Annotated in this window: 19 protein-coding genes; 9 read left to right on the top strand and 10 right to left on the bottom strand. The window is 69.8% G+C overall.

Annotated features, from left to right (window positions below):
• Positions 1–132: 132 nt before the first annotated feature.
• From ACT3T9_RS09520 to ACT3T9_RS09510, 3 genes are read left to right on the top strand one after another with little or no spacing between them, the layout of a single operon-like run.
• The gene (locus ACT3T9_RS09520) at positions 133–1,194 is read left to right on the top strand and encodes a TRAP transporter substrate-binding protein (RefSeq protein WP_444606432.1); all 1,062 of its coding nucleotides are present in this window, start codon (positions 133–135) and stop codon (positions 1,192–1,194) included.
• On the top strand, positions 1,191–1,874 hold the full coding sequence (locus tag ACT3T9_RS09515) for a TRAP transporter small permease (protein ID WP_444606431.1): 684 nt from the start codon (positions 1,191–1,193) through the stop codon (positions 1,872–1,874). Before ACT3T9_RS09520 ends, ACT3T9_RS09515 begins: the two co-directional genes overlap by 4 nt.
• Positions 1,867–3,138 carry a TRAP transporter large permease gene (locus ACT3T9_RS09510; RefSeq protein ID WP_444606430.1) on the top strand — a complete coding sequence of 424 codons (1,272 nt, stop codon included), beginning with the start codon at positions 1,867–1,869 and terminating at the stop codon, positions 3,136–3,138. Before ACT3T9_RS09515 ends, ACT3T9_RS09510 begins: the two co-directional genes overlap by 8 nt.
• Before the next feature lie 217 nt (positions 3,139–3,355).
• Here the strand turns inward: ACT3T9_RS09510 and ACT3T9_RS09505 are convergent, their stop codons facing one another.
• Both ACT3T9_RS09505 and ACT3T9_RS09500 read right to left on the bottom strand, forming a co-directional pair.
• Positions 3,356–4,117 carry a TSUP family transporter gene (locus ACT3T9_RS09505; protein ID WP_444606429.1) on the bottom strand — a complete coding sequence of 254 codons (762 nt, stop codon included), beginning with the start codon at positions 4,115–4,117 and terminating at the stop codon, positions 3,356–3,358.
• A gap of 66 nt (positions 4,118–4,183) precedes the next feature.
• Positions 4,184–5,521: an aminotransferase class I/II-fold pyridoxal phosphate-dependent enzyme gene (locus ACT3T9_RS09500; protein ID WP_444606428.1), complete on the bottom strand. Its 1,338-nt coding sequence runs from the start codon at positions 5,519–5,521 to the stop codon at positions 4,184–4,186.
• Positions 5,522–5,686: 165 nt separating this feature from the next.
• Between ACT3T9_RS09500 and pdxS the strand changes: the two genes are divergently transcribed.
• Together pdxS and pdxT are read left to right on the top strand one after the other, a co-directional pair.
• Positions 5,687–6,625, top strand: a complete 939-nt coding sequence (gene pdxS, locus ACT3T9_RS09495; protein ID WP_444606427.1) for a pyridoxal 5'-phosphate synthase lyase subunit PdxS — start codon at positions 5,687–5,689, stop codon at positions 6,623–6,625.
• Positions 6,626–6,702: 77 nt separating this feature from the next.
• On the top strand, positions 6,703–7,311 hold the full coding sequence (pdxT, locus tag ACT3T9_RS09490) for a pyridoxal 5'-phosphate synthase glutaminase subunit PdxT (RefSeq protein WP_444606524.1): 609 nt from the start codon (positions 6,703–6,705) through the stop codon (positions 7,309–7,311).
• A gap of 15 nt (positions 7,312–7,326) precedes the next feature.
• On the opposite strand, the gene ACT3T9_RS09485 is transcribed toward pdxT, so the two are convergent.
• Entirely contained in the window at positions 7,327–7,821 is a 495-nt protein-coding gene (locus ACT3T9_RS09485; protein ID WP_444592060.1) for a flavodoxin domain-containing protein, read from the bottom strand.
• Between the two features lie 274 nt (positions 7,822–8,095).
• Between ACT3T9_RS09485 and ACT3T9_RS09480 the strand changes: the two genes are divergently transcribed.
• The gene (locus ACT3T9_RS09480) at positions 8,096–8,644 is read left to right on the top strand and encodes an AMIN-like domain-containing (lipo)protein (RefSeq protein ID WP_444592059.1); all 549 of its coding nucleotides are present in this window, start codon (positions 8,096–8,098) and stop codon (positions 8,642–8,644) included.
• A 110-nt stretch (positions 8,645–8,754) separates the two neighbouring features.
• On the opposite strand, the gene ACT3T9_RS09475 is transcribed toward ACT3T9_RS09480, so the two are convergent.
• The 5 genes from ACT3T9_RS09475 to soxR all read right to left on the bottom strand — a co-directional run bounded on the left by ACT3T9_RS09475 (position 8,755) and on the right by soxR (position 12,468).
• Positions 8,755–9,396, bottom strand: a complete 642-nt coding sequence (locus ACT3T9_RS09475; protein WP_444606426.1) for a response regulator — start codon at positions 9,394–9,396, stop codon at positions 8,755–8,757.
• Complete coding sequence (locus ACT3T9_RS09470; RefSeq protein WP_444606425.1) at positions 9,393–10,778, bottom strand: ATP-binding protein; 1,386 nt, start codon at positions 10,776–10,778, stop codon at positions 9,393–9,395. Before ACT3T9_RS09470 ends, ACT3T9_RS09475 begins: the two co-directional genes overlap by 4 nt.
• 102 nt (positions 10,779–10,880) lie before the next feature.
• On the bottom strand, positions 10,881–11,051 hold the full coding sequence (locus ACT3T9_RS09465) for a hypothetical protein (protein ID WP_345075939.1): 171 nt from the start codon (positions 11,049–11,051) through the stop codon (positions 10,881–10,883).
• Positions 11,052–11,289: 238 nt separating this feature from the next.
• Positions 11,290–11,919, bottom strand: coding sequence for a superoxide dismutase (locus ACT3T9_RS09460; RefSeq protein ID WP_345075938.1), 630 nt, complete (start codon positions 11,917–11,919; stop codon positions 11,290–11,292).
• 60 nt (positions 11,920–11,979) lie between these two features.
• Complete coding sequence (soxR, locus tag ACT3T9_RS09455; RefSeq protein ID WP_444592056.1) at positions 11,980–12,468, bottom strand: redox-sensitive transcriptional activator SoxR; 489 nt, start codon at positions 12,466–12,468, stop codon at positions 11,980–11,982.
• Between the two features lie 127 nt (positions 12,469–12,595).
• Between soxR and fdxA the strand changes: the two genes are divergently transcribed.
• The 3 genes from fdxA (at position 12,596) to ACT3T9_RS09440 (ending at position 13,930) form a co-directional block, all read left to right on the top strand.
• Entirely contained in the window at positions 12,596–12,925 is a 330-nt protein-coding gene (gene fdxA, locus ACT3T9_RS09450) for a ferredoxin (protein WP_345075936.1), read from the top strand.
• 137 nt (positions 12,926–13,062) lie between these two features.
• Positions 13,063–13,452 (top strand): MerR family transcriptional regulator, encoded by a 390-nt coding sequence (locus ACT3T9_RS09445; RefSeq protein WP_444592055.1) that lies wholly within the window; start codon positions 13,063–13,065, stop codon positions 13,450–13,452.
• A 91-nt stretch (positions 13,453–13,543) separates the two neighbouring features.
• Entirely contained in the window at positions 13,544–13,930 is a 387-nt protein-coding gene (locus tag ACT3T9_RS09440; protein WP_444606424.1) for a YciI family protein, read from the top strand.
• A gap of 99 nt (positions 13,931–14,029) precedes the next feature.
• Here ACT3T9_RS09440 and ACT3T9_RS09435 read toward each other — a convergent pair whose 3' ends face one another.
• Entirely contained in the window at positions 14,030–15,511 is a 1,482-nt protein-coding gene (locus ACT3T9_RS09435; protein ID WP_444592053.1) for an Hsp70 family protein, read from the bottom strand.
• A 175-nt stretch (positions 15,512–15,686) separates the two neighbouring features.
• Positions 15,687–17,375 (bottom strand): malate synthase A, encoded by a 1,689-nt coding sequence (aceB, locus tag ACT3T9_RS09430; RefSeq protein WP_444606423.1) that lies wholly within the window; start codon positions 17,373–17,375, stop codon positions 15,687–15,689.
• Positions 17,376–17,405: the final 30 nt, after the last annotated feature.

The following is a 17,405-nucleotide window of genomic DNA, read 5'->3' as shown; positions in this document are numbered from 1 at the left end:
GACGACCACTTCTTCCGGCATCCCGCCCTCGGGGCGCCGACCTGCACGACCTCCCCGCCGCACCGACAGCCGTCGGCCCGGCCCACCCCGACCCAGGGGGCGATGACGCTCCCTGGCCCCAGGAGGACCCCCATGACCCCTCCCCGTATCTCCGGCCGCTCGCCGGGTCGCCGCGATCTGCTTCGCGGCGCCGCCCTGGCGGGACTCGCCGGCGTCGGCCTCAGCGCCTGCGCCGGCGGTGACGGCCCCCGCCGCACCGATTCGGTGCGCATCATCCTGGGCCACGGCGCCGCCCCCGGGAACCCCCGTTCCGAGGGCGCCCTCGCCTTCCAGCGCCTCGTCGCGGAGAAGTCCGACGGCGAGGTCGAGATCCAGATCCTCGGCCAGGAATCTGTGGGCAACGACTCCGAGATGATGGTCTCCGTCGCCGCCGGAACCCTGGACATGTCGATCAACTCCCAGGGGCCGTTCTCCTCGTACGTCCCGGAGTCCTCGCTGATCGGCCTGCCGTTCCTGTTCGAGAGCTCGGCCCACGCCTACCAGGTGCTCGACGGCGAGATCCAGGACAGCATCGCCGCCCTCGCCGAGGAGAAGGGCTTCCACGTCCTGGGCTTCTGGGACAACGGCATGCGCGACATCACCAACTCGGTGCGCCCGATCGAGGCCCCCGAGGATCTCGCCGGTCTGAAGATCCGCACCCCCGATGATCCGATGACCATCGACATCTTCGGCGAGCTGGGCGCGAACCCGACGCCGATGGCGTTCGGCGAGCTGTACCTGGGACTGCGCCAGGGTGCCGTCGACGGCCAGGAGAACCCGGTGGTCAACATCTTCAGCTCCTCGCTGCAGGAGGTGCAGACCCATCTCGCGGTGACCGGGCACAAGTACGAGACGAACCCCTTCGTCATGTCGACCACCCGGTGGCAGAACCTCGATCCGGCCATCCGCACCGTGATCGAGGAGGCCTCCGTGGAGGCGCAGCAGGAGCAGCGGCGCCTGATGAACGAGCAGAGCGAGGAGATCTACGCCGAGTTCGAGCAGACCCTCGAGGTCACGCATCCGGACCGCGCCCTGTTCCGCGAGGCCACCCATCCGGTGTACGACCGCTGGCAGCAGAAGAACCCGGAGTTCTTCGAGCAGATCACCGCCGCTGCGGATGCCGTCCGCGCCGAGCATCAGGAGAGTGCATCATGAGCCGGACCTCCCCCACCGTGGGCGGCGCCATCGAGCGCGATCCCGTCATCACCGAGGAGGACCTCGCCTCCCTCGACACCTCCGACGGGCACAGCGACGACGCCCAGCCCGAGGAGCCGATCAACCGGGTCACCGCACAGATCGGTGGCTGGATCGCGATCATCTCGACCCTGCTCATCGTGGCCCTGGTGACCCTCGCCGTCATCATGCGCTACTTCCTGAACTCCTCCCTGGCGATCGCCGCCGAGGGCCCCACCTACCTGTTCCCCTGGCTGATCGCCGGCGGCGCCATCGTGGCGCAGGGCAGCCGTGGTCACATCGCGGTGGATGTCCTGGTCAGCAGGCTCACCGGGAAGGCGTTCGAGCGGGCGCAGATCGCCATCTGGGCGTTCTCCACCCTGCTGCTGGCCTATCTCACCTATCTGGCGGTCTACCTGATCCCGCCGATGGCCGCACAGTCCACCCCCATCATGGGCTGGCCGCAGCTGGGCAGCTTCAGCGCCTTCATCGTGATGGTCGCGGTGATGGCGATCCAGGCCGGTGCCCGCACCGTCCACTACTTCCGCCACGGGATCCCCGACGAGGTCATCGCGACCGTCCCGTCGGGCAGCCCGGACGCCCCGTCCGCGCAGGACGATGCCTCGACGCAGGACTCGCCGAAGGAGACCCCCGGTGCTTGAAGCTCTCATCGCAGTCGCCGTATTCATCATCCTGCTGCTGCTCGGCATCCCCGTTGCGCTGTCGATCATCGCGGGCGCCATCGTGGGCCTGTTCGCCGTGGGCTCCCTGCCCATGGAGGGCCTTGCCCAGCAGTCGTTCAGCCCCGTCGGGGACTACTCGATCCTCGCCATCCCGTTCTTCATCCTCACCGCTGACCTGCTGTTCAGCGGGAAGCTCGGCGCCCAGGTGATCGGTCTGGCCACCCGGGTGGTGGGTCGCCTCCGCGGCGGCGTGGGCATGACCAGCGTGCTGACCAACGCCGTGTTCGCCGGCATCTCCGGCTCCGCGGTCGCCGACGCCACCGGCATCGGCAAGGTGGTCATCCCCTGGACCAAGCGCCTGGGCTACAGCGGCGGCTACGCCACCGCGGTCAACGCCTCCGCCTCCTCGCTCGGCGTGATCCTGCCGCCCTCGATCCCGATGATCCTGTTCGCCTCCGCCTCCGGCGCCTCGGTCGCGGCGGTGTTCACCGCCGGCATCGGCCCGGGCGTGCTCGCCGCGATCCTGCTGCTGATCGGCTGCTGGCTGGTGGCCTGGAAGGCCGGATTCCCGCGGGTGCGGGCGAAGTTCACCGCGAAGCGCCTGCTGATCGACCTGCTGTTCGCGACCCCCGCGATCCTGATCCCGATCATCCTGATCCGCATCGTGCTGTTCACCGGCATCGCGACTGTGACCGAGGTGTCCGTGCTGGCGGTCCTGTACGCCCTCGGCGTGCGGGTGCTCCTCTACCGCGACCTCAGCGTCAAGCAGTTCAAGAGGGCACTGATCGAATCCGCCTCGGCGAGCGCCGTGGTGCTGCTGCTGATCATGTTCTCCTCCGCGCTGGCGTGGCTGCTGACCATCCAGGAGGCCCCGCAGGCCCTGGCCGAGACCCTGACCTCCACCCTCCAGGCGGACTGGCTGGTCGTGCTCGCCATGATCGTGATCCTGCTGATCGTGGGCATGTTCCTGGACATCTCGCCGGCGATCCTGCTGCTCACCCCGGTGATGCTGCCGGTCGCCAATGCGATCGGGATGGACATGATCCACTTCGGCATCATCATGGTGGTGACCCTCGCGATGGGCCTCTACACCCCGCCGGTGGGGACCACGCTGTTCATCTCCGCCTCGATCGGCAAGGTTCCGATCCTGGAGACCGCGCGAGCTCTGCTGCCCTTCTACGGGCTGGGGCTGATCGTGGTGCTCCTGGTGGCGTTCGCGCCAGGGCTGCTGTTCATCGTGTGACTGTTCCTTCCCTGGCTGTTCCTTCCCTGGTTGTTAGTCGCCAGACGCCAGGAGTGTCCATCCCCTCTCAGCTGTCGTCACGAGCCCCTCGTGACGACAGCTGAGAGGGGATCGATGCGTTTCAGGGCGGGGCCGGAGGTGTGCGCCAGCTCAGCGCAGCCCAGCCCAGCCCAGCCGCACATCCAGCCGCGCAGAGGGCTGCCCCGATCCCACCCGATCAGAGACCGACGACCTGGCCGAGCCCTCGCAGCAGAGTCGCGCAGGATCCGAGCAGGACCACCCCGACCGCCACCCGGCGAGCAGTTCTCGCCGACACCTTCTTGACCACCATCCCGCCGAGCAGCACCCCGAACGGAACGGAGCCGATGGCGGCGATCACCAGCGGCCAGGGCGGGGGTTCTGCTGATCCGCTGGCCCCCACCACCAGCTTCGAGATCACTGAGATCAGGCCCATGGTCAGGAAGATCGGCTGCAGCGTCGCGGCGAAGGACCGCTGGTCCCAGCGGGTCACATGCGCGTAGGCGAGCATCGCCGCGGCGGCCACCCCGACGGCGGTGTTCAGGAAGCCGCCGAGCGCCCCGGCGAGGAGCCCGGCCGGCGTGGCCGAGAGCGCGGCCTCGCGCCCCCGGAGCAGCGGGGTGACGGCGAGCGAGAGCAGGAGCGTGACTCCGATGATCACCTCCAGCCAGCCCGACTCGACCGAGTGCACCAGCACCGCGGCCGGGACGGCGCCCGCCACGATGGCGGGCGCGACACGCAGATAGCGACCCCAGTCGATGTCGGCGCGCACAGCGAAAGTCAGGAATGTCGCCGAGACCACGGTCGTCATGTTCGTCAGCAGGATCCCGGTCACCGGCCCGATCGCGAGCACCAGCGCCGGTGACAGCACCAGGCCCGTGCCCATGCCGCTGGTGCGTTGGAGGGTGACGCCGAGCAGCACCGCGCCGATCACGATCAGGAGGGCCAGCTCGATCTGCACTGTCGCCTCCTGACCTCGTCGCGACGCAGGCGCTGCGCCACCGGCCTCACGATACGGGGCGGCAGTTCAGCCGGCGCTCTCCCCCACTGCGGCGACGAGATCGGCGGCGAGCCGCTCAGCGGCCTGCTTGTCGAGGTCGTGCACGGTCAGCCGCAGGTGCTGGGACGGTTCCGCGCCGGGTGCAAGCTGGAAGTCGTCTCCGGTGCGCACTAGCCACCCTCGTCGCATGAGCCGCTCGGCGACGAGTCGGGCGGGCGCGGGCACGGGGACCCAAAGGCTCATCCCGTCCCCCGCCTCCACCGGCAGGCCCTGCGCCGTGAGCTGGGCGGCGAAGTCGGTGTTCCGCGCGGCGTAGTGGGCCCCGGCTCGGTCGATGAGGGCGAGCGCGGCGGGGTCGGTCAGCACGGCGTGGGTGATCCGTTGCAGCAGGTGGCTGACCCAGGTGGTGCCGGGGCTGAGCCGCTGGGCGAGTCGGCCTGCGGTCTCGGGGTCGGTCGCGGTGACCGCCAGGCACATGTCGGGGCCGGCGAACTTCGAGACCGAGCGCAGCAGCGCCCAGCGCCGATGCGCGGGGCCGACGATCGAGTGGAAGGGCTGATGGGAGAGGAGCGAGTAGTAGTCATCCTGGATGACCAGCACGTACGGGTGCGCGGCGAGGACCTCGCGCAGTTCGGCGGCGCGACGCTCGCTGAGCGAGGCCCCGGTGGGGTTCTGGGCGCGCGGGGTGCACACGACGGCCCGCACCCCCTGCTCGAGCGCAGCCCGGAGGCCGTCGGCGGTCATCCCCTCGGCGTCGACCGGGACCGGGATGGCCCGGTAGCCTCCGTGCCGGGCGATCTGGATGCTGGCGAGGAAGCAGGGATCCTCGAGCGCCACGGCGTCGTCCCGCATCAGGGCCTGGGCGAGCAGCCGCTCGACAGCGTCGACGGCACCGCTGGTCAGGGTCAGATGCAGGTCCGTGGGTTCCGCGGGGGCGTCGGGGCTCATCCATTCCTTGGCCCACTGCTCGAGACCGGGGTCGATCACGGGCTCTCCGTAGAGCACGGGGCGTCCGGCCGCGGCGGTCAGGGCCGGGCCGAGGTCCGGGATCAGGCGCGGATCAGGGTTCCCGGTGGCGACATCCCGGAGAGACCCGGCAGCGGCGAAGCCCTCCTGTGCGACGGTCTGCCGCCGCGCGACCCGGGTGCCGGCGCGGCCCAGGGAGACCACGACCCCGGAGCGGGCGAGCGTGCGATAGGCGGCCACGGCGGTGTTGCGGTTGATCCCGAGCTGCTCGGCCAGGGCGCGCACGGGGGGCAGGCTCTGCCCGGGGACCAACTCGCCGCGGTCCACGAGGGCCCGCACGCTGTCGGCGATCTCCGCAGCGGTCCCGCCGCTGATCACCACGTCGCTGTCCGTGCTCACCCTGCGAGTCTAGGCGGGCCTCGTCGATCCCGGGCCACTCCCCGGACCCCTCCTCGTACTTCGACCTGGGCCGTGCTACGTTTTGACCTAGGCCAATGTGGTGCAGGGAGGGCCGACGTGCTGGATGCCGTCGGCCCGCGCCGCGCGAGCGACGAGGGATTCCCCATGAAGACCACCCCCAGCACCAGCACGCCCACCACGAGTGCGGCCACCACGGGTTCGCCGACCACCGGCACCGGCACCGTCAAGCGCGGCCTGGCCGACATGATGAAGGGCGGCGTCATCATGGACGTCGTCACCGCCGAGCAGGCGAAGATCGCCGAGGACGCCGGCGCGGTCGCCGTGATGGCCCTCGAGAGGGTCCCTGCGGACATCCGCGCCCAGGGCGGGGTCTCCCGCATGAGCGACCCCGACATGATCGACAGCATCATCGAGACGGTGTCGATCCCGGTGATGGCCAAGGCCCGCATCGGCCACTTCGTCGAGGCGCAGATCCTCCAGGAGCTGGGCGTGGACTACATCGACGAGTCCGAGGTCCTCTCCCCCGCCGACTACCTCCACCACATCGACAAGCACCGCTTCACCGTGCCCTTCGTGTGCGGCGCGACCAACCTCGGCGAAGCCCTGCGCCGCATCACCGAGGGCGCCGCGATGATCCGCTCCAAGGGCGAGGCCGGCACCGGTGACGTCTCCGAGGCCACCAAGCACATCCGCACCATCTCCTCCGAGATCCGCGCGCTCGCGGCGAAGAGCGAGGACGAGCTCTACCTCGCCGCGAAGGACCTGCAGGCCCCTTATGCGCTGGTCAAGGAGGTCGCCGAGACCGGCGCCCTGCCCGTGGTGCTGTTCGTCGCGGGCGGCGTGGCCACTCCGGCGGATGCCGCGATGATGATGCAGCTGGGGGCCGACGGGGTGTTCGTCGGCTCCGGGATCTTCAAGTCCGGCAACCCGGCCCAGCGTGCCGCGGCGATCGTCAAGGCCACCACCTTCTACGACGACCCCTCCGTGATCGCGGAGGTCTCGCGCGGGCTCGGTGAGGCGATGGTGGGCATCAACGTCGCCGACTTGCCCGCTCCGCATCGCCTGGCCGAGCGCGGCTGGTGACCAGCGCCCCCGCACCGTCGTCAGCCGCAGAGGGGGCTGCCGTCACCGACGCGAAGGGGCCTGCGGAGTCCCCCACGCTGCGGATCGGCATCCTCGCTCTGCAGGGCGACGTCCGTGAGCATGAGCGCGCGCTCGCGACCCTCGGCGCCATGACGGTGCGGGTGCGCCGACCGGCGGATCTCGTCGGCCTCGACGGCCTGGTGCTGCCCGGCGGCGAGTCGAGCGTGATCGACAAGCTGTCCCGATCCATCGGGCTGCGAGAGCCTCTGCAGGCGGAGATCGCTGCCGGCCTCCCGGTCTACGGGACGTGCGCCGGGATGATCCTGCTGGCGGAGCGGCTCGAGGATGCCATCGCAGGCCAGCAGACCTTCGGCGGGCTCGACATCACGGTGCGCCGCAATGCCTTCGGCCGGCAGCAGGAGTCCTTCGAGGCGACGCTCCTCCTCCCGGCGCTCGGCGACGAGCCGGTCGCGGCGACCTTCATCCGTGCCCCGGAGGTGGTCCTGGCGGGCCCGGACGTCGAGGTGCTCGCGCGCCTCGAGGACGGCCGCATCGTGGCCGTCCGGCAGGGGAATCTTCTGGCCACGGCGTTCCACCCGGAGGTCTCCGGAGAGCTGCGATTCCACCGGCTGCTGCTGGAGAGCGCCGCCGTGCGACGAGCAGAAGGCACCGCCGAAGCCTCCTGACGCGGCCCCAGGGCTTCAGCCTCGCAGCAACGGCGCGATCTCACGGCCCCACGCCTCGACGGCCGGCAGGTCGCGGAAGTCGCCGGTGGGGGTGCGCATGGACTTCAGCAGCACCCGTTCATGCAGGGGGATCCGGTCCATGAGCACCCAGCCGGGGAAGTTCTTCACCGCGACCGGGCTGACCGGGAGCTTCTCGAGGAAGGCGTCGGTCGCCTTCTGCTTCCCGCCCTTGGCCGGGTCGGAGGCCGAACCGGAGCAGGAGAAGAACGCGAAGGGCTGCCGGTCGAGCACCGGTGCGTGCTGCTGCGCCCAGGCGGCGGCCGTCTTCTCGATTGCCTCGACGCGTACTCCTGAGCCGAGCACCACGGCGTCGTAGTCGGCCGGATCGGGCGAGTCCTCGATGTCGATGAGGTCCGCCTCGAGCCCGGCGGCGCGCAGTGCGGCGGCGAGGGTCTCGGCGAGGGTGCGGGTGGCTCCGGAGTGGGTCGCGTAGGCGACGAGCACGGTCATGGGGACCATCCTGCCAGCCGCTCCGCCAGCCCAGCGGGACCGAAGTCTCGTGGCGCCTGTCTGCCTGACCGAGCGCCCGGTCGAGCACTCGCCTGAGCGCTCGCCCTGATGGTCTCGTTTTCCGGGCGGGCGGCGACGAGATCCCCGGTCAGCGGCAGATCACGATCCTGCTGTCATGACCGCCTGGTCACTGGATAGCGCCCCCGCAAAGGCGGACAATCTCAGCATACGGCCCGGCCGTCGTGGCCACAGCCGCCTCCTTGAGGAGCCCGCCATGAAGAAGAGAGTCCTGTCCGTCCTCGCGACGTGCGCACTGCTGCTCGGCCTGGGGATGTTCGCCCCCGCCACGGCCACCGCCGCCCCCTACTGCGGCCTCACCTGGGGCTCGCTCCCAGAATCCGCCACGGGAATGTCCTCGGCGCAGATCAAGAACCTCCGCTCCGGTCGGCACTCCTGCTTCGACCGGCTCGTCGTCGACCTCCAGGGGGACGTCTCGGGGTATTCCGTGCAGTACGTCAGCCGGGTGTCCCAGCTCGGCTCCGGATTCACGGTTCCCCTCAGCGGCGCCGCTGACCTGGAGATCCTGATCAACGCCCCGGCCCACGATGGCGACTACCGCGCGACCTTCAGCCCGCGCCACCGGACACAGGCCGTGAACGTCGACGGCTACCGCACCTTCCGTCAGGTCGCCTTCAGCGGCAGCTTCGAGGGACAGACCCTGATCGGGCTCGGCGTGCGCGCCCGGCTCCCGATGAGGACGTTCGTGCTCGACGGCCCCGGCGACGGATCCCGCCTGGTGATCGACGTGGCCCATCGCTGGTGAGACCCCGTCTCTCCGGCCTTCCACGTGACCGGCGGTCCACCCCCGTGCAGGGGAGGACCGCTGGTCTCCCCGTGCGCGGGCACGGCCTGTCGGCCCGCTTCCCACCTGCATCAGCGGATCAGCCGGCGCTCCCGTGCCACGCGCAGCGCGGAGGTGCGGCTGTCCACGCCGAGCTTGTCGTAGAGGTGGACCAGATGGGTCTTCACCGTCGACTCCGAGATGAACAGAGCCTTGGCGACCTCCCGGTTCGTGGCGCCGGTGGCGAGCGCCTCGAGGATCTCGGTCTCGCGCGGTGAGAGAGCGGTGGCGGGGTTGGTCATCCGGGCCACCAGCCGCTGCTGCACCTCGGGCGAGAGGATGCTGCGCCCGGCCGCGGCCTCGCCGACGGCGGCGATCAGCGCCTCGGTGGGAGAGTCCTTGAGCACGTAGCCGGTGGCGCCGGCCTCGAGGGCGCCGACGATGTCCGCCTCGGCGTCGAACGTGGTCACGGCGAGCACCTGGACCGCGGCATAGCGGGCGCGCAGCTGCCGGGTGGTCTCGATCCCGCCGATCCCATCGCCGAGGTTCAGGTCCATGAGGACGAGATCGGGGACGCTCTCGGGGGTCTGCGCGAGGAGGTTCAGCGACCTCATCGCCTCGTCTCCGGAACTCGCCTCCGCGACCACCTCGATCCCCTCGTCGGCCTCGAGCAGGGCGCGCAGTCCTGCCCTGACCACGGGATGGTCGTCGACCATCATGATGCGGATGCTCATTCGCCTGGCTCCTGGAGGGGGGTCGACCCAGCGGGGTTCGGTGGGGCGGGGTTCGGTGGCCTGGGGTTCGTGGGGTCGGAGGTGAACGGGGTGCGGGTCGGCAAGGAGAGGCCGACGGTGGTGCCCTCTCCCGGTGCCGAATCGATGGTCACCGTCCCCCCGGCGCGGTCCATCCGCGCGCGCAACAGGCGCAGCCCGTCGCCGCCCTCGCCCTCACCCCGGCGGGGAGCGGCAGAAGGATCGAAGCCGCGGCCGTCGTCGACCACGTCCAGGCTCACCCGATCCGGCCACCAGGCGAGGGTGAGCACGCAGCGCTGCGCCTCGGCGTGTCTCTGCACGTTGGCGATGAGCGACTGGGCGGCACGCTGCAGGGTCTCGACCTGCGCTGGTTCCAGCTCGCGCGGTGTGCCGTCGATGCGGAGCTCCCAGCGGGGCTGCTCCCCCAGGTCCCCGAGCGCCTCGGCCCGCGAGATCGCGGCACGCAGCGCCTGTTCGAGGGTGGTCTGCGGAGCGCGGTCGGCGAGATCCCGCACCAGGCGGCGGGCGTCGGCGAGGTTCTCGCGGGCGGTGTCCTCGATGCGGCCGAACTCGACGCCGGCCGTCGGGTGGGCGTTGCGGGCGCCGCGGCTGAGCATGACGATCGAGTTCAACCCCTGGGCGAGGGTGTCGTGGATGTCCTGGGCGAGGCGCTGGCGTTCTTCGGCGATGCCCTTGCGGCGCTCGGAATCGGCCAGCTCGGCCTGGGCGGCCCGCAGCTGGACGACGAGTTCCCGGTTGCGGTCCGTCTCCTGCAGCAGCCGACGGTAGACGGCATGGGCGATCAGTGAGAATGCCGCCCCGACCAGCGGGCCGAGGATCTCGCCGACTCCCAGCGACCACTGCTCGCGGGCGATCACGGGGGCGATCACCGCCCAGAGCGCGACCCCCCACATCACCAGCGGTCCGGCGATGCGGCCGAGCGCGAACAGGACCAGGAAGAACAGCGGGAAGGCGATCCAGACGAAGGCCGCGGAGACGAAGGTGCTGGCCATCCAGGCCACGCAGAGCGTCAGCACCCAGCCGCGCGAGGGCAGCAGCAGGTCGGTGCGGGTGGAGCGTCCCGCTGCGCCGCGGGCCAGGGCGCGCTGGGATCCGAGCAGGTAGATCGCGGCGACCACGGCGGCGGCGAGGATCGCGAGAGCCGGCGTCACCGCCTCGGCAGTGATGGCCCGCAGCGCGCCGACGCTCGGCAGCACCAGGAACGCCACGTGCATCGCGCCGCGCAGGGTGGCGGCGAGGGCGGAGGCGGTGTCGCCCTCCGCGACCGCTCGGCCGGCGGCAGCGGCCGGCGCCGGCATCACAGCACGGGGCGCTTCCGGAGAGGGGGCACGATCGACATCCACCCTGTCACTGTAGAGGGGGCGACAGCGCTGACACATCGTCCGAAAGGTCCGGTGCGGTGAAGGCTCACGGAGCGGCGAAGGCGCCAGGGCCGGCCGAGGCTGCTATCGGCGCGGATGCTCTCGGCCGACGGAGGTCATCGGGGCGGGGCGTGCGGTGGACCTGCGCACGAGCATGATGATCCCGAGCACGACGGCGACCAGAGCGATTCCTGCGATCACCACCACCGCGAGGATGGCCAGGAGGAAGAGGATGCCGAGGACGGAGACGTCCATGGGGACCTCCTCTGCCGTGTTCTGCTGTCGCGGGAGCGCCCGCCTCCCGAGGCTCCAGGATACGTCCGTGCCTGCGACGACTCACCGCCACAGCTGACCCGAAGGCCGTCCCGTCACAGCGCAGTGGCCGGTCCCTCCGCGGAGGGACCGGCCACTGTCACCGCGGAGCACGGACCGGTGAAGGCCGGTGCTGCAGGACGAATCCGGCGCCGTCGTCGAGCCGGCGCCGAGGCTCAGCTCAGGCCGTGGGGATGACCAGGCCGGAGGCGTTGCTCGTCGCGTTCACGAACCGTGCCTGGACATCCGCCCAGTTCACGATGTTCCAGATCGCCTTGACGTAATCAGCCTTCACGTTCTGGTAATCCAGGTAGAACGCGTGCTCCCACATATCCAGTTGGAACAGCGGGATCGTCGCGACCGGCACACCGTTCTGCTGATCGTAGAACTGCTCGATCACGAGGTTCCCACCGAGCGGCTCATACGCGAGCACAGCCCAGCCCGAGCCCTGGATACCCAGCGCCGCCGCCGTGAAATGCGCACGGAAAGCATCGAACGACCCGAAGAACTCATCGATCGCCGCTGCGAGCTCACCGGTGGGCTTGTCGCCACCCTCGGGCGAGAGGTTCTTCCAGAAGATCGAGTGGTTCGTGTGACCACCGAGATTGAACGCGAGGTCTTTCGAGAACTGGTTCACCGTCCCGAAATCATTCGCCTCACGAGCCGCAGCGAGCTTCTCCAGCGCCGTGTTCGCGCCCTTGACATAGGTCGCGTGGTGCTTGGAGTGGTGCAGCTCCATGATCTTCCCGGAGATCGAGGGGTCCAGCGCGCCATAGTCGTAATCGAGATCAGGAAGCGTGTAGTCAGCCATGTGGATCATCCTTTCAATGGTGGTGTTGCCACGACAATAAGACCTCAAGTGCACTTGAGGTCAAGACCTCTCCGCGTCGCCCTCGGGGAACTCGGTGACATCCTCGAGGCGGCGTGGTCCCGGGCCGATCTCGGCGAGGGCGTCATCCGGGTTCAGCAGTGCGCAGGCCTTGAGCGAGAGGCAGCCGCAACCGATGCAGCCAGTGAGCTCGTGCTCGAGCCGTTCGATGGCCCGTCGCCGCTCCTCGAGCCGCTTCTTCCAGCGCCGGGAGGCACGCTGCCAGTCCGAGTGCGAGGGGGTGCTCTCCATCGGGACATCTCCGAAAGCCTCTTTGACATCGGACAACGGCATGCCGAGCCGTTTCGCGACGGAGATCAGGGAGACCCGACGCAGCATATGGCGAGGATAGCGACGCTGGTTACCGCCAGTGCGCACCGAGCCCACCAGACCGAGCTCCTCGTAATAGCGCAGCGCCGACGTCGCGACGCCGGTGCGGTGGCTCATCTCGCCGATCGTCAGCAGGTCATCGGGCTCGTGGGTGGGGTTCACCCGGACCCCCTCTCCTCGTGCTCCATGTCATGGCCTGTGCCGCGCCCATCTCGGGTGCGTCTCCTTGACCTCAAGTGCACTTGAGATCCTACGCTCCGAGGAGCATCGAGTGAGAGGACCGAATCCCGTGACCTATGTGATCGCACTGCCCTGCGTGGACGTCAAGGATCGAGCGTGCGTGGACGAATGTCCCGTGGACTGCATCTACGAGGGCGACCGGATGCTCTACATCCAACCGGACGAGTGCGTGGACTGCGGGGCCTGCGAGCCCGTCTGCCCCGTCGAGGCGATCTTCTACGAGGACGACACCCCGGACCAGTGGGCTGAGTACTACAAGGCCAACGTCGAATTCTTCGATGACCTCGGCGCCCCCGGCGGAGCGGCGAAGATGGGCGTGATCAACAAGGACCACCCCATCATCGAAGCCCTGCCCCCGCAGCCGAACCCGCTGGCCTGAGGTCCCCGCCGGCCTGACGTCTCCGCTGGCCTGACGTCTCCGCTGGCCTGATGTCAGAGCCCTCACATCGTTGTCACTTCGGACGACACGCCGCTGACCTGCATGAACCGTCGCCACGGAGGTCGTACAGTGCGGGCATGACCACCACTGACATCGCTGTGAGGACCACCGACGGGTCCACGTTCAGCATCGGTGAGCTGTCCTCCCGCACCGGGGTCAGCCATCGCTCCCTGCGGTACTACGAGGAGCAGGGCCTGCTCCTGGCCGAGCGCACCCCGGCCGGGCATCGTCGCTACGGCCAGGAGGCGGTGGACCGGGTCGGCCTGGTCCAGCGGCTGTTCGCCGCCGGGCTCACGAGCACCGAGATCCAGCCGGTGCTGCCCGGCCTGGTCCGGGAGGGGTGCCGCACCGAAGATCTCGTGGCTGTGCTGAGCGAGCACCGCGAACGCCTGCGGCAGGAGATCGCCTGGCAGCTCGACACCATCGACATCCTCGACGAGGTCATCGAGTTCCACGGACAGTCCTGAAGCCCCCGGCCCGGGAGTCGCCGCGCCTCCCCACTTCCCGTGAGACCTTCCGCGGAGGAGACTGGGCGGACCCTCTCGAAGGAGGCCAGCCATGGCCAAGTACGTGCTCCTGAAGCATTACCGAGGTGCCCCGGCCGGGGTGAACGACGTCCCGATGGATCAGTGGTCCGAGCGCGATGTCGCGGACCACATGAAGTACATGGAGGACTTCGCGGACCGACTGCGGGAGAGCGGCGAGTTCGTGGGCTCGCTGGCGCTGTCCGCCGAGGGAACCTTCGTGAGGTACGACGGAGTGGGCAGTCCCCCGCTCACCGATTCCGCCGCCCTCGACGCCAAAGACCTGGTGGCAGGTTGGATGATCATCGACGTCGCCAGTCATGAACGGGCCGTGGAGCTGGCCGCCGAGCTCTCCGCGGAGCCCGGGAAAGATGGCGAGCCGATCCACGAATGGCTCGAGCTTCGGCCCGTCCTCGACTGATCACGGCGCCGGTGGTGTCGAGAACCATCCCACCAGGCGGCTCGGGGATGTCCTCGAGCACGACCTGACGGAGATCACTCAGCCGGCCGCGCCTCGCGTTCAGCCCCGACGGGCGAGCCCGTACTCCCGGCTGAACCCGCTGTTCAGGTCGGAGATCCGCACGGTGACGATGCCAGCGGCGTCCACCGTGTAGGTCTCCTCGATCTCCGGCCCGCCGTCCCGGCGCTCGACCGTGACGGCGGCGAGCTCCGCCGCGCCGAGCTCGCGCAGCGCGGGATCGAAGGGGAAGAGGACGTCCGCGAAGGGGACCAGGTCACCGCGGGGCTCCCCGGCCTCGTCGAGCGCGGGATGTTCGACGTAGCGGAACCAGCCCAGATTGTGAGCGGCCGTGTAGCGCCTGGTCACACTGGTGCTGCCGGTCTGCGGCAAGGGCGCGTCCGGGGTGAGGACCTGATCGAAGGTGACGCCCTCGCCGGAATCCGCCTCGCGGAACACCCCGATGCCGCGGGAGAGCCGGTCGGTGAGGGTGACATCGGCGTCAGGGTCCACGGCGATGGCCAGCCCGATCGCTGTCGAGGCTGCGGGATAGGGCGAGCGGTGCACCCGTCGGCCGAAGCGTTCGCGCAGCAGCCTGGCCACCAGCGGCAGACCGGAACCGCCGCCCACCAGGTAGATGCCGGCGATGCCGGAGTCCGCGTCGAGGGCGCCGACCAGCGGCGTCATCACCTCCAGGGTGCGCTCGACGAGCGGTGCCGCGGCGGCGTAGAAGTCGTCCACGGAGAGGATCACCGGGTCATGCTCTGCGGAGATCTCGATCATCACCCGGCGGGTCTGCGGGGTGAGGCGCTCCTTGGCCTCGCGGCACTCCTCACGGAGCGCGGCGTGCTGATCCGCAGTGAGGTCCTCGGGACGCAGTCCCGCCCGTTCGAGCGCGAGGTCCGCGAGGACCTGGTCGAAGTCGTCCCCGCCCAGGCGGTTCTCGCCGCGGCTGCCGAGCACCACGTGGCTGGCGCCGTCGGCTTCCACCAGGGAGCTGTCGAAGGTGCCGCCGCCCAGGTCGTAGACCGCGATCCGGGTGCGGCGCGAGGTCAGGGAGCGACTCTGGTGGTGGGTGTACTCGAAGCCCGCGGCGGAGGGCTCGTTGATCATCGCGATCACGTCGATGCCCGCGCGCCGGAATGCTTCGAGGGTCATCACCCGCTGAGCGGAATGGGCATGGGCCGGGACGGAGACCGCGACCTCCCCCACCGGCTCCGGCAGGGCGGTGCGCACGGCGCTGAGGTAGCCGGTGAGCAGATCCAGCAGGGCGAACTCACGCCCGCCCAGCTCGACCGTGGTCCCGGGATGCGTGGTCGGGTCTCCGAGCAGTCGCTTGAAGGAACGCAGATGGGGTGCCCCGGCCCGCGCCGAACGCTCTGCCTCGAAGCCGTGCACCAAGGCGTCGCCCTCGAGAGCGATCACGGAGGGGAAGTGGTCGTGCGGATCCCCGTCGGGGTCCAGGAAGCTCAGCACCGGGTAGTTACCCCGATCCACTCCCGCTGCAATTGTCCTGGTCGTGCCCACATCTATACCGATCCGCATGTGCTGAAGATACCCCCGGGGGGATTCCGGAGCGTCGCGGTTCCACGCAGTTCCACGTCGCGTCCGTCACGGACGCCCCCGCGCCCCGCTCTCCTCTCACTATTGCTGCCCTGGCGACTGATGCGAAGGTCCGCATCGGTCGCCAGGGCAGCAGAACCGGACACCCCGCCCGCGCTCAGCGCAGGTGCCGCTCGTACGCCGCGGTGGTGAGGAAGGCCGGGAACTCCTCGCCGAGCACCGCATCCTTCAGCAGCTCGACCGCTTCTGGGATCCGGCTGCCCGGGGTGTCCGTTCCGGGATCACCGCCGAGCTCCTCGGCGCAGCGGTCGATGAAGTACTCGATCCGCTCTTTGACGATCGGCATGCCCTCCTCGGTGAGCATCCCCTGGTTGATCCACTGCCACAGCTGAGAGCGGGAGATCTCGGCGGTCGCCGCGTCCTCCATCAGGTTGTCGATCGCCGCGGCGCCCTGGCCCCGCAGCCAGGAGTCGAGGTAGCGCAGCGCCACCTGGATGTTCTGGCGGATCCCGGCGGTGGTGATGCGGCCGCCCTCGACCCGCAGGTCCAGCAGGTCCGCGGCCGTGACCTGCACGTCCTCCCGCATGCGTGCGAGCTGGTGGGGTCGCTCCCCCAGCACCGCGTCGAACTCGGCGCGCGCCGCCGGGATCAGGTCGGGGTGCGCGACCCAGGTGCCGTCGAATCCGTCGGCCGCCTCCCGCGCCTTGTCCTCGGAGACCTTCGCGAAGGCGTTCGCGGTGACCGCAGGGTCCCGACGGTTCGGGATGAAGGCGCTCATCCCGCCGATCGCGTAGGCGCCGCGGCGGTGGCAGGTGCGCACCAGCAGTTCCGTGTAGGCCCGCATGAACGGGACAGTCATGGTCAGCTGCGAGCGGTCAGGCAGGACCTGGTTGCGGCCGCGATCGCGGAACTGCTTGATGATCGAGAACAGGTAGTCCCAGCGGCCCGCGTTCAGCCCCGCGCAGTGATCGCGCAGCTCATAGAGGATCTCGTCCATCTCGAAGGCTGCGGGGAGCGTCTCGATGAGCACCGTGGCGCGGATGGTGCCGTGCTCCAGGCCCAGGTGCTGCTCGGTGATGGTGAACACCTCGTCCCACAGCCGCGCCTCGAGATGGGACTCCAGCTTCGGCAGGTAGAGGTAGGGCCCGGTGCCGCGGGTGATCAGCTCGTGGGCGTTGTGGAAGAGGTACAGGCCCACGTCCACCAGCGAGGCGGAGGCTCGGCAGGAGCGGCCATCGGCCCGCTGATACCGCAGCTGCTGCTCGGGGAGGTGCCAGCCGCGGGGCCGGAACACGATGGTGGGGGTCTGCTCCCCCAGGCGGTACTCCTTGCCCTCGTCGCTCACGAAGTCGATCCGCCGACGGATCGCGTCATGCAGGTTCAGCTGCCCGGTGATGACGTTGTGCCAGGTGGGGCTCAACGCGTCCTCGCCGTCGGCGAGCCACACGTTCGCGCCGGAGTTCATCGCGTTGACGGTCATCTTCCGATCGGTGGGGCCCGTGATCTCGACCCTGCGGTCCGTCAGGCCCGGGCCGGCGCCGGCGACCTGCCAGGTCGGGTCGTCCCTGATTGCGGCGGTCTCGGGGCGGAAGTCGAACATCGCACCACCCGAGATCGCCTCGCGTCGCATGGCTCGCGAGGTGAGCAGCTGGGAGCGGCGGCTGGCGAAGCGGTCGTGCAGCTGGGCGAGGAAGCTCATCGCCTCCGGGGTGAGGATCTCGTCGAAGCGGTGCTCCATCGGTCCGAGCAGCTCGATCCGGCTCGGCTGGGAGGTAGCCGGGACGGTCTGCGGGGGCCGCGGGGAACGAGGGCCGGGCGGGGTGGGACGCTGCTGGGTGAGAGTCATGATCCTGCTCCTTCTGGGGAGGTCGTGCGG

It is taken from the genome of Brachybacterium sp. AOP29-B2-41, from assembly GCF_052378395.1.
Classification (GTDB): Bacteria; Actinomycetota; Actinomycetes; order Actinomycetales; family Dermabacteraceae; genus Brachybacterium.
The sequence above is the reverse complement of the archived record's forward strand: the minus strand, read 5'-3'. Positions and strand labels throughout refer to the sequence as shown.

Coding starts and splice junctions, on each gene's coding strand:
- ACT3T9_RS09465 (WP_345075939.1), bottom strand. CDS start 11,051: ATGGACGTCTCCGTCCTCGGCATCCTCTTCCTCCTGGCCATCCTCGCG.
- ACT3T9_RS09460 (WP_345075938.1), bottom strand. CDS start 11,919: ATGGCTGACTACACGCTTCCTGATCTCGATTACGACTATGGCGCGCTG.
- ACT3T9_RS09445 (WP_444592055.1), top strand. CDS start 13,063: ATGACCACCACTGACATCGCTGTGAGGACCACCGACGGGTCCACGTTC.
- aceB (WP_444606423.1), bottom strand. CDS start 17,375: ATGACTCTCACCCAGCAGCGTCCCACCCCGCCCGGCCCTCGTTCCCCG.
- ACT3T9_RS09480 (WP_444592059.1), top strand. CDS start 8,096: ATGAAGAAGAGAGTCCTGTCCGTCCTCGCGACGTGCGCACTGCTGCTC.
- ACT3T9_RS09440 (WP_444606424.1), top strand. CDS start 13,544: ATGGCCAAGTACGTGCTCCTGAAGCATTACCGAGGTGCCCCGGCCGGG.
- ACT3T9_RS09520 (WP_444606432.1), top strand. CDS start 133: ATGACCCCTCCCCGTATCTCCGGCCGCTCGCCGGGTCGCCGCGATCTG.
- ACT3T9_RS09515 (WP_444606431.1), top strand. CDS start 1,191: ATGAGCCGGACCTCCCCCACCGTGGGCGGCGCCATCGAGCGCGATCCC.
- ACT3T9_RS09475 (WP_444606426.1), bottom strand. CDS start 9,396: ATGAGCATCCGCATCATGATGGTCGACGACCATCCCGTGGTCAGGGCA.
- pdxS (WP_444606427.1), top strand. CDS start 5,687: ATGAAGACCACCCCCAGCACCAGCACGCCCACCACGAGTGCGGCCACC.
- ACT3T9_RS09435 (WP_444592053.1), bottom strand. CDS start 15,511: ATGCGGATCGGTATAGATGTGGGCACGACCAGGACAATTGCAGCGGGA.
- ACT3T9_RS09485 (WP_444592060.1), bottom strand. CDS start 7,821: ATGACCGTGCTCGTCGCCTACGCGACCCACTCCGGAGCCACCCGCACC.